This window comes from Amycolatopsis jiangsuensis (assembly GCF_014204865.1).
Lineage (GTDB): Bacteria > Actinomycetota > Actinomycetes > Mycobacteriales > Pseudonocardiaceae > Amycolatopsis > Amycolatopsis jiangsuensis.
This window is the reverse complement of sequence record NZ_JACHMG010000001.1, coordinates 2,340,301-2,354,092: the sequence shown is the minus strand read 5'-3', so window position 1 is coordinate 2,354,092 and position 13,792 is coordinate 2,340,301. Positions and strand designations below refer to the sequence as shown.

Sequence of the window (13,792 nt, the reverse complement as noted above, 5' to 3'; positions counted from 1 at the left end):
TTCACGGCTTCGTCTTACGAGATCAGGCCGGCGGTTCGTAGACCTTGGTGAGCTTGCCGGCCGCCGCACGATCCAGCAGCCACAGCGTGCGGCGGTAGCCGCGGGCTCCGGACACCGGGAGCTGCGTTTCCGGTGCCCCGGCCAGCGCCTGGGCCACGGCGTCGGCCTTGGCCGCGCCGCCGGTCATCAGCCAGACCTCACGAGCACGCCGGATGGCCGGAAGCGTCAGCGACACCCGCGTCGGCGGCGGCTTGGGGCAGTCGCGGACCGCGACCACCGAACGCTCCGTCTCGTGCACGGCGGGCGAGTCCGGGAACACCGACGCGGTGTGCCCCTCCCCGCCGAGGCCCAGCAGCAGGATGTCGAACGCCGGCACGTCGGCCCCGTCTCCGGCGCCGTCGGACAGCACCTTCGCGTACGCCGCCGCGGCCGCGTCCACGTCGTCGCCGAACTCGCCGTCCGACGGGGCCATCGCGTGCACCCGCTCCGGCGCCAGCGGGACATGGTCCAGCAGTGCCTCACGAGCGCCCTTTTCGTTGCGCTCGTCGGAATCCGCCGGCACGAACCGTTCGTCGCCCCAGTACACGTCCAGGCGCGACCAGTCGATCGCGTCCCTGGCGTGGGACTCCCGCAGCTCGCGCAGTACCGCGATCCCGGTGCCGCCGCCGGTCAGCACCACCGACGCCGAACCCCTGGCCGCCTGCACGTCCACGATCCGGGTGACCAGCCGGGCCGCGGCGGCCGCGGCGAGCAGGTCCGCGTTCTCGTAGACGACGACCTCGGTGCGGCTCACGAGGTGCTCTTTTCCGCGTTCTTGGCCCGGCCCTTGGCCGGTTTCGCGGCCGGTTTCGCCGGCGCGGCCTTGGCCGGTGCCTTCGCGGTCCGGCCGGACTTCGGCTTCGCCGCCGCGGCGGTGGTCTTGCCCGCGGCGCTCGGCGCGATCTTGTGCAGGCCGTGCAGCGCGGCCTCGTAGATCTCGTCCGGGTCCAGCCGGCGCAGCTCCTCCACCAGGCATTCCGGATTGCTCCGCCGCTGCAGCGCGATCCGCCGGGTCGGCTGGCCCGGCTGGGTCAGCGTGCCGGTCCGGCCGTCCGGCCGGGTCAGCTCCACCGCGCCGGAACGCCGCTCCAGCTTCACCGAGATGATGCCCTGGGCGCTGGAACTCTTGATCCGCTTCACCGGCGCCTTGAGGTACTCGGCCAGCCAGCCGGCGAGCAGTTCGGTGGAGGGCGAATCCGCCTCCCCGGTCACCGTCGCCCCGGTGATCTTCTCGTACGGCGGCAGATCCAGCGCCGACACCAGCTGTGCCCGCCAGTGCGTGAGCCGGGTCCACGCCAGATCCGTGTCACCCTCCACATAGGACTTGGCGCGGGTGGTCAGCGACCGGATCGGGCTCTTCTCCGCGGCCGAGTCGGTGATCCGCCGCTGGGCGATCTCCCCGAGCGGATCCTGCGCCGGTGCCTTCGGGCCGGCCTCCGGCCACCAGGTCACGATCGGCGCGTCCGGCAGCAGCAGCGGCACCACCGCGCTCTGTCCCTGCGCGGCCAGCGGACCGTAGAGCCGCAGCACGATGACCTCGCTCGCGCCGGCGTCGCCGCCCACCCGGATCTGGCCGTCGATGCGCGGGGCCGCGGTCCGCGCGCCCTTCGCCACCACGATCACCCGCGACGGGTGCTCACGGCTGGCGTCGTTCGCCGCCTCGATGGCGTCCTCGAGCTTGGCGTCGTCGTCCGCGACGATGACCAGGGTCAGCACCCGGCCCAGCGCGACCTGGCCGCCCTGCTCGCGGATGTCCACGAGCTTCTTGTTCAGCGCCGACGCGGTGGTCGACGGCAGGTCGATGATCACGGACGCCTCCAGTGTTGTTGCGGGGTACCCGCACCCAGTCGGCGTCCCCGATCGGCTTCGCGACGGTGGATCACGGACGCCTCCAGTTCCGGCCGGTACGCTCCAGCATTTCGTCGGCCGACTTCGGTCCCCAGCTGCCCGGCGGGTACTGCTCGGGCGAGTCACCCTGCTTCGCCCAGTGGTCGAGCACCGGGTCGAGGATCTCCCAGGAGAGCTCGACCTCCTCGTTCACCGGGAACAGCGACGGCTCGCCCAGCAGCACGTCCAGGATCAGCCGCTCGTAGGCCTCGGGGGAGGACTCGGTGAACGCGTGCCCGTAGCCGAAGTCCATCGTGACGTCGCGGACCTCCATCGTGGTCCCCGGCACCTTCGACCCGAACCGCAGCGTGATGCCCTCGTCCGGCTGGACCCGGATGACCAGTGCGTTCTGCCCCAGCTCCTCGGTCGCGGTCGAATCGAACGGCAGGTGCGGCGCGCGTTTGAACACCACCGCGATCTCGGTGACCCTGCGGCCCATCCGCTTGCCGGTGCGCAGGTAGAACGGCACCCCCGCCCAGCGGCGGTTCTGCACCTCCAGCGTCACCGCGGCGTAGGTCTCGGTCGTGGAGTCCTTCGCGAAGCCGGCTTCCTGCAGCAGGCCGGGCACCTTCGTGCCGCCCTGCCAGCCGCCGGCGTACTGCCCGCGCGCGGTGGTCTCGGTGAACGGCTGCAGCGGTTTCGTCGCCGCCAGCACCTTCGCCTTCTCCGTGCGCAGCGCCTTCGGCTCGAACGACAGCGGCTCGTCCATCGCGGTGAAGGCGAGCAGCTGCAGCAGGTGGTTCTGGATGACGTCGCGAGCGGCGCCGATCCCGTCGTAGTACCCCGCGCGGCCGCCGAGGCCGATGTCCTCGGCCATGGTGATCTGCACGTGGTCGATGTAGTTCGCGTTCCACAGCGGTTCGAACAGCTGGTTGGCGAACCGCAGCGCGAGGATGTTCTGCACCGTCTCCTTGCCGAGGTAGTGGTCGATGCGGAACACCGACTCCTCGGGGAAGACGTCGTTGACGATCGCGTTGAGTTCCCTGGCGCTGCGCAGATCGTGCCCGAACGGCTTCTCGATCACCACGCGGCGCCAGGTGTTCTCGTCCGCCGCGGCCAGCCCGGAACGCGCCAGCTGCTTGGTGACCACCGGGAACGCACTCGGCGGGATCGACAGGTAGAACGCGGTGTTCCCGCCGGTGCCGCGTTCGGAGTCGAGTTCCCGCACGGTTTCGGCGAGCCGGTCGAACGCGTCGTCGTCGTCGAAGGTGCCCTGCACGAACCGGATGCCCTCGGCGAGCCGGTTCCACACCGACTCCTTGAACGGCGTCCGCGCGTGCTCGCGCACCGAATCGTGCACCAGCTCGCCGAAGTCCTGGTGCTCCCAGTCCCGGCGGGCGAAACCGACCAGCGAGAAGCCGGCCGGCAGCAGGCCGCGGTGGGCCAGGTCGTAGATGGCGGGCATCAGCTTCTTGCGTGCCAGGTCGCCGGTGACCCCGAAGATCACCAGGCTGGACGGTCCCGCGATGCGGGGCAGCCGCTTGTCCCGCCCGTCCCGCAGCGGGTTGCGCCAGGTCACTGCACGGCCTCCTGCACTGCCCGCACGAGCTCGGCGAGCCCGGCGGCGCGATCGGTCAGGTGCAGCCGCAGCACCGGGCGCCCGTGCTCGGCCAGGACCTGGCCGTCGCCGAGCGCCTGGGCGTGCTGCAGCTGGCCCAGGGTGTAGGGGCGGTCCGGCACCGCCAGGTCCTCGGCGACCGCGCCGGTGATCTGGAGGAAGCTGCCGTTCTGGTGGCCGCCCTTGTGGTACTGCCCGGTGGAGTGCAGGAACCGCGGACCCCAGCCGAACGTGGTCTGCACCCCGGTCCGCTTCGCGATCTCTCCGCGCAGCAACGAGGTGGACGCGTCGTCGAGCCGGTCCAGATAGGCCTGCACCGCGAAGTAGCCACCTTCGGCCACCGAGCCGAAGAACGCGCGCAGCACGTCGGTGAGCGTGCCTTCGGTGGCGACGCCTTCGCTGCCGAAGACCTCGACCGCACCGTCCACAGTGGCCGGTTCTTCCCCGCCCTTGAGCTTCTCCGGGTCGTCCAGCAGGGCACGGGCCGCCTTCTTCGCGGCCTCGACGTCCGGCTGGTCGAACGGGTTGATCCCGATCAGCCGGCCGGCCAGCGCGGTGGCGAACTCCCACAGCAGGAACTGCGCGCCGAGCGGGCCGGTCACCGAGATCTTCGCGGGACCCTCCGGGGCGCCGATCGCGACCGGGGTCGCGTCGTCCTTGGCGCCGGCGAAGCCGGGGGAGTCCGGCCCCTCCACGGCCACCGGCAGCAGCCCGGTACCGAGCTTGCCGGTGGACTCCGCGATCAGCTGCTCGGCCCAGTCCGGGAATCCCGTGATCCCCGAACCGGTGTCGGCCAGCACCACCTTCTCCGCGCCGTCCTCGTGCGCGGCGGCCCATGCGGCGGCCAGCTTGACCGCCGGGTTGTCCGCGGAGTCCGCGGCCAGCGTGTCGGCCACCGCGGCGGCCTGGTCGAGCAGCCGCGCGACGTCCGCGCCGGCGAGCCCGGCCGGCACCAGCCCGAACGCGGTCAGCGCCGAATAGCGGCCGCCGACGTGCGGATCGGCGAGGAAGGTCTTGCGGTAACCCTCCTTTTCGGACAGTTCGGCGAACGGCGAGCCGGGGTCGGTCACGACCACGATCCGCCGGGCCGCGTCGATGCCCGCATCCGCGAACGCCTTGGCGAAGATCCGCCGGTGGCTGTCGGTCTCCACGGTGCCGCCGGACTTCGACGACACCACGATCACGGTGCGCTCGAGGTCGCCCGCGAGCGCGTCGGCCACCTGGCCCGGGTCGGTCGTGTCGAGGACCGTCAGCGGCACGCCTTCGGTGGCCGTGATGACCTCCGGCGCGAGCGAGGAACCGCCCATGCCCGCGAGCACCACGCGGTCCACGCCCTCGCCGCGCAATTCGGTGCGCAGTGCTTCGATCTCCCCGATCAACGGACGCGAGGACTTGTGCAGCGTCGTCCAGGACAGCCGGATCGAAGCCTCGGACTCCGTGTCCGGGCCCCACAGCGTGGCGTCCTGCGCGGCGAGCTTCGCGGCGGCCCCGTCGGCCGCCAGCCGCTGCGCCAGCGGCCCGGCCCTGCCTGCCAGTGCGGCGTCGACGATCTCGACGCCGGTCTCTTCCCCTGTGGTCATGGTCGCGCGTTCAGCCCTTCGCCTTGTCCAGCTGGCCGGTCACCGTGTCGAGCAGCTCCTGCCAGGACTTCTCGAACTTCTCCACACCCTCGTTCTCGAGGGTCAGGAACACGTCGGTGATGTCGATGCCCGCGGCGCTGAGCTGGTCGAACACCGCCTTGGCCTGCTCGCCGCGGCCGGACACCGTGTCGCCGCTGAGTTCCAGGTGGTCGGCGACGGAGTCCATGGTCTTCTCCGGCATCGTGTTCACCACGTTCCGGACCACGAGCTGGTCCACGTAGCGGGTGTCGGAGTAGGCCGGGTCCTTCACGCCGGTGGAGGCCCACAGCGGCCGCTGCGCGTTGGCGCCCGCCTCGGCGAGGGCCTTCCAGCGGTCACCGGCGAACAGGTCCTCGAAGGCCGCGTACGCCAGCCGCGCGTTGGCGATGGCCGCTTCGCCCAGCAGCGCCTTGGCCTCGTCGGTGCCCAGCGCGTTGAGCCGCTTGTCGACCTCACTGTCCACCCGGGACACGAAGAACGACGCGACCGAGTGGATGCCCTTGAGGTCGTGGCCGTTGGCCTTCGCCTGCTCCAGGCCGGCGAAGAAGGCCTTGATGACCGCCTCGTACCGCTCGACCGAGAAGATCAGCGTGACGTTGACGCTGATGCCCTCGGCGAGCGTGCGCGTGATCGCGGGCAGGCCCTCCTCGGTGGCGGGAATCTTGATCAGCACGTTCGGCCGGTCGACCGTCTTCCACAGGTCCTTGGCCTCGGCCACGGTCTTCTCGGTGTCCTTGGCCAGCCGCGGGTCGACCTCGATGGACACCCGGCCGTCCACGCCGTTCGTGGCGTTGTACACGTCGCGGAACAGGTCCGCCGCGTTGCGCACGTCGGTGGTGGTCAGCTCCCGCACCGTGCCGGCCAGGTCCGCGCCGCGGTCGGCCAGCTCCTTCACCTGCGTGTCGTAGGCGTCGCCCTTCGACAGTGCGCCGGCGAAGATGGTCGGGTTGGTGGTGACGCCGACGACGTGCTTGTCGCGGATGAGCTCGGCGAGGTTGCCGGTGTTCAGGCGCTGCCGCGAGAGGTCGTCCAGCCAGATCGAGACGCCGGCCTCGGACAGCTGCGCGAGCCGATCAGTACTCATGACTGCTTCATCCCTTTCAGTGGACGGAAATTCAGTTCTTGGTCTTGGCGATCGAGCGGTGCGCGGCGTCGACGACGGCCTCGGCGGTGAAACCGAACTCACGGAACAGTGTGGCCGCGTCGGCCGAGGCACCGTAGTGCTCGATCGACACGTTCACCCCGGCATCACCGGTGATCCGGTGCCAGGGCAGCGCGATACCGGCCTCGACCGACACCCGGGCCTTGACCGAAGGCGGCAGCACCGCGTCCTTGTAGGACTGTTCCTGCGCTTCGAACCACTCGACACACGGCATCGACACCACGCTGGTGGGGGTGCCCTCGGCTTCGAGCGTTTTGCGCGCCTCCACGGCCAGCTGGACCTCGGAGCCGGTCGCCACGAGGACCACCTCTGGTGCCCCGGTGGACGCCTCGGCCAGCACGTAGCCGCCCTTCTTCACGCCCTCGGCGTTCGTGCCCTCCAGCACCGGCACGTTCTGCCGGGTCAGCGCGAAGCCGGACGGGGCGTGCACGTCCTCCAGCACGGCCTTCCACGCGTAGGCGGTCTCGTTCGCGTCCGCGGGGCGGACCACGTTGAGGCCGGGGATCGCGCGCAGCGCGGCCAGCTGCTCGATCGGCTGGTGCGTGGGACCGTCCTCGCCGAGCCCGATCGAGTCGTGCGTCCACACGTAGATGACCGGCGCGTGCATCAGCGCGGCCAGCCGGACCGGCGGGCGCATGTAGTCGGAGAAGGTGAGGAAGGTGGCGCCGTAGGGCCGGGTGCCGCCGTGCAGCGCGATGCCGTTGAGGATCGAGCCCATCGCGTGCTCGCGGATGCCGAAGTGCAGCGTGCGCCCGTACGGGTTCGTCTGCCACATGTCGGTGCCGGCCTTCTCCGGACCGAACGAGTCGGCGCCCTTCATCGTGGTGTTGTTGCTCTCCGCGAGGTCCGCGGAACCACCCCACAGCTCGGGCATCGGCTCGGCGAGCGCGTTGAGCACCTCACCGGAGGCCTTGCGGGTGGCGATGCCCTTGGCGTCCGGCTCCCACTTCGGCAGCGCGTCCGCGAAGCCCTCGGGCAGCTCGCGCGCGGCCAGCCGGTCGGCCAGCTTCTTGCGCTCCGGGTTGGCCGCGGCCCACGCGTCGAACCGCTGCTGCCAGGCCGCCCGCTCCTCCTTGCCGCGGTCGAGCGCCTTGCGGGTGTGCTCGATGACGGCGTCCTCGACCGCGAAGCTCTGCTCCGGGTCGAAGCCGAGGATCTTCTTCACCGCGGCGACTTCGTCCGCGCCGAGCGCGGCACCGTGCGCCTTGCCGGTGTTCATCTTGGTCGGCGCCGGGTAGCCGATGATCGTGCGCAGCACGATGAACGACGGGCGCCCGGTCTCGGCCTGCGCGGCCTTGATCGCCTCTTCGATCGCCACGACGTCCTCGCCGCCCTCGACGACCTGCACGTGCCAGCCGTAGGCCTCGTACCGCTTCGCGACGTCCTCGGACAGCGCGATGTTCGTGTCGTCCTCGATGGAGATCTTGTTGTCGTCGTAGAAGACGATCAGGTTGCCCAGCTCCTGGCGGCCGGCGATGGACGAGGCCTCCGAGGTCACGCCCTCCTCGATGTCGCCGTCCGAGGCGATCACGTAGACGCGGTGGTCGAAGATGCTCTCGCCGGGGGCGGCGTCCGGGTCCAGCAGGCCGCGCTCGCGGCGGGCGGCCATCGCCATCCCGACCGCGTTGCCCAGGCCCTGGCCGAGCGGGCCGGTGGTGGTCTCCACACCCTTGGTGTGCTGGTACTCCGGGTGGCCCGGCGTCTTCGAACCCCAGCGGCGCAGCTGCTCGAGATCGGCCAGCTCCAGTCCGAACCCGGCCAGGTAGAGCTGGATGTAGAGGGTGAGGCTGGAGTGTCCGGCCGACAGCACGAACCGGTCGCGGGCGGGCCACTCCGGGTCGGCCGGGTCGTGCCGCAGCGTGCGCTGGAACAGTGTGTAGGCCAGCGGCGCGAGGCTCATCGCGGTACCGGGGTGGCCGCTGCCGCAGCGCTCGACCGCGTCCGCGGCCAGCACCCGGACGGTGTCCACGGCGCGGGTGTCGGTCTCGGTCCAGTCAGCCGGCACGTTACGCCGGAGCAACGGGTTGTTCTCGCTGGTGGAAGCGGTTTCGGACACTGAACTCGAACTCCTGCGTCGGTGAGGTTGCGGCTGGGTCTCTCATGGTGTTGCCGGTGCGCACTGCCAGTAATCTCAATCGATCCCGAAGGGACGATATTCCTGCCGGCGGCGGCGCGCAGGCAGTCCACTCGGCCCCTGGGGGGCAGCCTAGTGGGTACGGCCGTTCCCAGCCGCCGCGACAGCCGGTGGGGTGAGCTTTTCGCGGGCACTCGCCGGCTCGTCCCGGTGCTGGTCACCGGCGCTGCGGCGCGGACGAGCGGAGCGCGCCCGCCGGGCGTGCCCGGGACCCGGCCGGGCGCGGCCGCCCGCCGGTGCGGCGCGGGCGTGACGCAGCAGACAGACCGCGGCGTGTCCCGGCCCCGCGGGCGGGCGCGCGGATCGCCACGGCTACCATCGGTCGCGGGTCTGGTCCGGAGGATTCACCACCAACAGCACGGTCTTCCGATCCGCCGGCCCCGGACTGACACAGGGAGTGAAATGTCGTTGGTGAACGCTGCGCACGGACGCAGTGAAGACACCAGCGCCGAATCCCCGGCCGGTGCACCACCGCGCGGGGCCCGGCGAAGCTTCCGCCAGGTGGCCGGTGCCTACGCCGCGCTCGCCAAGCCGCGGGTGATCGAACTCCTCCTCGTCACCACCATCCCGGCGATGTTCCTCGCCGGGCGCGAGGTGCCGGACCTGTGGCTGGTGCTGGCCACGCTCGTCGGCGGCACCATGGCCGCGGGCAGCGCGAACGCGCTCAACTGCGTGATCGACGCGGACATCGACAAGGTCATGAACCGCACCAAGCGGCGGCCGCTGGTGAAGGACTCGGTGCCGCGCCGCGGCGCGCTGGTGTTCGGGCTGGTGCTCGGGATCGCCTCGGCCGCCGTCCTGTACTTCACGGTGAACCTGCTGTCGGCGATCCTCGCGATCGCCACGATCCTGTTCTACATCTTCGTCTACACCCTCGGGCTCAAGCGCCGGACCTCGCAGAACGTGGTGTGGGGCGGCGCGGCAGGCTGCATGCCGGTGGTGATCGGCTGGGCCGCGGTCACCGGCACCGTGCAGTGGCCCGCGTTCGTGATGTTCGGGGTCATCTTCTTCTGGACCCCGCCGCACACCTGGGCGCTGGGGATGAAGTACCGCGACGACTACGAGCGCGCCGGGGTGCCGATGCTGCCGGTGGTCGCCACCGCGCAGCACGTGGCCCGCCAGATCGTCGTGTACTCGTGGGTTATGGTCGCCTGGACGCTGCTGCTGCTCCCGGTGACCAGCTGGCTGTACGCCACCTTCGCGGTCGTCGCCGGCGCGTGGTTCCTCTTCTACGCCCACCGCCTGCACGCCTCGGTCCGCCGCGGCGTGGAGACCAAGCCGATGGCGCTGTTCCACCGGTCCAACACGTATCTGATGATCGTGTTCGTGGCGCTGGCGGTCGACTCCGCGATCGGGTTGCCGGTACTCGGCCTGCCGTTCTGATTTCGTCCTCGCGCGCGGGAATGCCGTACGCTGAATGGTCGTTGGTTTCCTTTCGGCCCTCCGCCGCCTTCCCCCGATGCGAAAGCAGGATGAGTCTTGTCCGTGTCCCCGGACCGGGAAACAGACCGTGCCGTCCCGGACGGCACGTCCGACGATGCCCTTGACCATGCCGCCGAGCTGGCTCGTGAGCAGGCGTACGTCTCGACGCTCTTCGCGAAGCTCGACACCGAGCGCGAGGACGCGCAGCGGCGCCTCGGCGAGACCCTGCTGCAGAACGGCCGCAACGCGCAGGCGCGCACCGAACGCGACGTCGCCACCACGGTCTACACCGACCGGCTCGCGCAGCTCGGTTCGGTGGAACAGGGCCTGTGCTTCGGCCGGCTGGACTTCCGGCCCGGCCACGACGAGGAGACCACCTACGTCGGGCGGCTCGGGTTGTTCGACGAGGACGACGACTACCGGCCGCTGCTGATCGACTGGCGGGCCCCGGTCGCCCGGCCGTTCTACCTGGCCACCGCCGCCTCCCCGGAGGGGGTGCGCCGGCGGCGGCACCTGCGGTCGCTCAGTCGCCGGGTCACCGGATTCGACGACGAGATCCTCGACCTCACCGCCGCCGACCAGGGCCAGGACCTCGGGCTGGCGGGCGAGGCGGCGCTGCTGGCGGCGCTGGAACGCCGGCGCACCGGCGAGATGAACGACATCGTCGCCACCATCCAGGCCGAACAGGACCGGATCATCCGCGCCCCGCTCGGCGGCGTGATGGTGGTGCAGGGCGGCCCGGGTACCGGGAAGACCGCGGTGGCACTGCACCGCGCGGCCTACCTGCTCTACACCCACCGCCAGCAGCTGACCACGCGTGGCGTGCTCGTGGTGGGGCCGAACAGCACGTTCCTGCGCTACATCGGCCAGGTGCTGCCCTCGCTCGGCGAGACCGGCGTGCTGCTGGCCACGATCGGGCAGCTGTGGCCGGGGCTGGACGCCGACGGGACCGAGGCCCCGGAGGCCACCGAGATCAAGGGCCGCGCGGTGATGACCGACGTGCTCGCCGCCGCGGTGCGCGACCGTCAGCGGGTGCCCGAACCGGTGCTGGAGATCGAGCACGAGCGCGAAATCCTCAAGCTGGACCGCAAAACCTGCGCCGAGGCGCGCACGCGGGCCCGTCGTTCGCGCCGTCCGCACAACCTCGCGCGCCGGCTGTTCGTGTCCGACGTGCTCGACGCGCTGACCCGGCAGGCCGCGCGCAAGCTGGGGGAGGACCTGCTCGACGCCCAGGACGTGCAGGACATCCGCGCCGAGCTGGCGGCCAGTCCGGCCGTCGCGGCCGCGCTCACCCGGCTGTGGCCGAAGCTGACCCCGGAAAGGCTGCTCGACGACCTGTTCGCCGATCCGGCCTTCCTCGCCCGGGCGGCCGGGAAGCTGCTGCCGGAGTCCGAGCTGACCTGGCTGGAAAGCGGTCGCGACGCGAAGTGGACGCCTGCCGACGTGCCGCTGCTGGACGAGCTGGCCGAGCTGCTCGGCGTGGACGATTCCGAGGAGCAGGCCCAGCACCGCCGGCGCGAACGCGTGGAACGGGCGTACGCCGAGGGCGTGCTGGACATCCTCGAACAGGACGAGGAGATCCAGGACGAGGAGATGCTGCGGGTTTCCGACGTGCTGGACGCCGAGCTGTTCGCCGAACGGCAGCAGGCGCGCAGCGAGCTGACCGCGGCGCAGCGGGCGGCGCAGGACCGCACCTGGACGTTCGGGCACGTGATCGTGGACGAGGCGCAGGAGCTGTCCGCGATGGACTGGCGGCTGCTGATGCGCCGCACGCCGAACCGGTCGATGACGCTGGTCGGCGACGTCGCGCAGACCGGTGCTGCCGGGGGAGCGCACAGCTGGGCCGAAGTGCTGGAGCCGTACGTGGAGCAGCGCTGGCGGCTCGAGCAGCTCACCGTGAACTACCGGACCCCGGCCGAGATCATGGCGGTGGCCGCGGGCGTGCTCGCCGAACTCGGCAGCGGTCTCGTCCCGCCGTCGTCGGTGCGGGAGACCGGGGTGCCGCCCTGGCACCGGCACAGCACCGACCCGGACGTCGACCTGCCCGGCCTGGTCCGCGCCGAACTGTCCGCTGTGGACGGTGGCACGGTGGCGGTGCTCGTCCCGGCGGCGCGCCACGAACGGCTGCGCGCACTGCTGGCCGAGGACGAACGGCTCAGCGTGCTGACCGTGGACCGGGCCAAGGGGCTGGAGTTCGACGCGGTGGTGCTGGTGGCGCCGGACGAGATCGTGGCAGGCTCCGCGCGCGGGCTCAACGATCTGTACGTGGCGCTGACCCGGGCGACCCAGCGCCTCGGAGTGGTCCAGACCGGTGAACCGGTCCCGGGCCTGTCCGGGCTTGGCTAAAGTGCTGCGAATGCAGAGAATCGGCAAGATCGCGGCCGTGGCCGCGTGCGCGGTGGCCGCGGGGTCCGGGCTGACCGCCTGCGGGGGCGACAGCGACGCGGCTCCCTCCCGCGCGTGCACCGCGGACGACATCGCGACCACCGGGTCGTTCGGCCAGGCACCGGAGATCACCATCCCGGACGACTGCGCCCCGCCGGCGAAGCTGGTCACCAAGGACCTGTCCGTGGGCACCGGCGCGGCCGCGCAGCAGGGCCAGGCGGTGGCGATGGACTACACCGTGGTCACCTGGTCGGACAAGAAGCAGCTGGACACCTCGTTCGGCAAGGAGCCGTTCACCCTGCACCTCGGGGCGGGTGAGGTGATCCAGGGCTGGGACCAGGGACTGGCCGGGATCAAACAGGGCGGCCGCCGGCTGCTGATCATCCCGCCGGACCTCGCCTACGGCCAGGGTGGGCGGGGCATCGCCCCGAACGAGACGCTGGTGTTCGTGGCCGACGCGGTGGCGGTGCCGGCCGCGCAGAGCTGACCCACCCGTGGGTCCGTGCGCGCCCCGTGCGAGGGCGCGCACGGCACGGGTCACGGGATCAGCAGCAGCTTGCCCGTGGTGCGGCGGCCCTGCAGGTCCTCGTGTGCCCGGCGGGCCTCGGCCAGCGGGTAGCGGCCGCCGATGCGGATGTCGAGGGACCCGTCTCCGATCGCGGCGAACAGTTCGTGAGCACGCCAGTCCAGCTCCTCGCGCGTCCGCACGTAGTGCTGGGCCCGCGGCCGGGTGAGGTAGAGCGACCCGCCGGAGTTGAGCCGCTGCGGGTCCAGCGGCGGCACCGGACCGCTCGCCGCGCCGAACAACGCGAGCAGGCCGCGGACCCGCAGGCTCGCCAGGCTGCCGTCCACGGTGTCCTTGCCGACGCCGTCGTAGACCACCGAGACGCCTTCGCCGTCAGTCAGTTCCCTGGCGACCGCGGCGAAGTCCTCGCGGTCGTAGCGGACCACGTGGTCCGCGCCGGCGGCGCGCGCCAGCTCGGCCTTTTCGTCGGTGGACACCGTGCCGATCACGCGGGCGCCGCGGGCCTTCGCCAGCTGGACGAGCAGCAGCCCGACCCCGCCGGCGGCAGCGTGCACGAGGACGTCGTCGCCCGGCTTCACCTCGTACGTCGACCGCACCAGGTAATGCGCGGTGATGCCTTGCAGCAGCGTCGCCGCGGCCACTTCATCGGAGACGCCCTCGGGCACCTTCACCGCTTCGCGGGCGGGGACCACGGTGCGGGCGGCGTAGCCACCCATCACGCCCTGCCACGCCACGCGGTCGCCGGCGGCGAAATCCGTGACACCCGTCCCGGTTTCGACGACCGTGCCGGCGCCTTCCTGGCCCAGCACGAACGGCAGCTCGAGCGGGTAGATGCCCTGACGCTGGTAGGTGTCGATGTAGTTGACGCCGGCCGCGGCGACGTCCACCAGCAGCTCGCCGGCACCGGGCGGACCGGAGGGCACCTCGGCGATCTCCAGTACCTCCGGGCCACCGGTCCTGCTCACCTGCACAGCGGTCGGCATTGCTCCTCCTCGGGGATTCGGGCACCTTCGGCGTCCACTATGGCCGAGAACACGACCGGGCCGCGGGGCCGGGGGTG

10 protein-coding genes are annotated in these 13,792 nt (G+C 71.5%); 3 read left to right on the top strand and 7 right to left on the bottom strand.

Annotated features, from left to right (window positions below; all coding sequences use genetic code 11):
• Positions 1-22: 22 nt before the first annotated feature.
• From pgl to tkt, 6 genes are all read right to left on the bottom strand, one after another.
• Positions 23-793, bottom strand: a complete 771-nt coding sequence (gene pgl, locus BJY18_RS10220) for a 6-phosphogluconolactonase (protein ID WP_184779753.1) — start codon at positions 791-793, stop codon at positions 23-25.
• A complete protein-coding gene (gene opcA, locus BJY18_RS10215) occupies positions 790-1,848 on the bottom strand; it encodes a glucose-6-phosphate dehydrogenase assembly protein OpcA (protein WP_184779752.1) in 1,059 nt (352 codons plus the stop codon). Before opcA ends, pgl begins: the two co-directional genes overlap by 4 nt.
• A gap of 70 nt (positions 1,849-1,918) precedes the next feature.
• Positions 1,919-3,445 (bottom strand): glucose-6-phosphate dehydrogenase, encoded by a 1,527-nt coding sequence (gene zwf, locus BJY18_RS10210; RefSeq protein ID WP_184779751.1) that lies wholly within the window; start codon positions 3,443-3,445, stop codon positions 1,919-1,921.
• Positions 3,442-5,064: a phosphoglucose isomerase-related protein gene (locus BJY18_RS10205; protein ID WP_184779750.1), complete on the bottom strand. Its 1,623-nt coding sequence runs from the start codon at positions 5,062-5,064 to the stop codon at positions 3,442-3,444. Before BJY18_RS10205 ends, zwf begins: the two co-directional genes overlap by 4 nt.
• Before the next feature lie 10 nt (positions 5,065-5,074).
• On the bottom strand, positions 5,075-6,187 hold the full coding sequence (gene tal, locus BJY18_RS10200; RefSeq protein ID WP_184779749.1) for a transaldolase: 1,113 nt from the start codon (positions 6,185-6,187) through the stop codon (positions 5,075-5,077).
• A gap of 31 nt (positions 6,188-6,218) precedes the next feature.
• Positions 6,219-8,321, bottom strand: coding sequence for a transketolase (tkt, locus tag BJY18_RS10195; protein WP_184779748.1), 2,103 nt, complete (start codon positions 8,319-8,321; stop codon positions 6,219-6,221).
• 480 nt (positions 8,322-8,801) lie between these two features.
• On the opposite strand from tkt, the gene BJY18_RS10190 reads away from it, so the two are divergent.
• From BJY18_RS10190 to BJY18_RS10180, 3 genes are all read left to right on the top strand, one after another.
• Complete coding sequence (locus BJY18_RS10190; protein ID WP_184779747.1) at positions 8,802-9,782, top strand: heme o synthase; 981 nt, start codon at positions 8,802-8,804, stop codon at positions 9,780-9,782.
• 102 nt (positions 9,783-9,884) lie between these two features.
• The gene (locus BJY18_RS10185) at positions 9,885-12,167 is read left to right on the top strand and encodes a HelD family protein (RefSeq protein WP_312874096.1); all 2,283 of its coding nucleotides are present in this window, start codon (positions 9,885-9,887) and stop codon (positions 12,165-12,167) included.
• 10 nt (positions 12,168-12,177) lie between these two features.
• On the top strand, positions 12,178-12,693 hold the full coding sequence (locus BJY18_RS10180; RefSeq protein WP_184779745.1) for an FKBP-type peptidyl-prolyl cis-trans isomerase: 516 nt from the start codon (positions 12,178-12,180) through the stop codon (positions 12,691-12,693).
• Positions 12,694-12,743: 50 nt separating this feature from the next.
• On the opposite strand, the gene BJY18_RS10175 is transcribed toward BJY18_RS10180, so the two are convergent.
• Entirely contained in the window at positions 12,744-13,715 is a 972-nt protein-coding gene (locus tag BJY18_RS10175) for a quinone oxidoreductase family protein (protein WP_184779744.1), read from the bottom strand.
• Positions 13,716-13,792 lie beyond the last annotated feature (77 nt).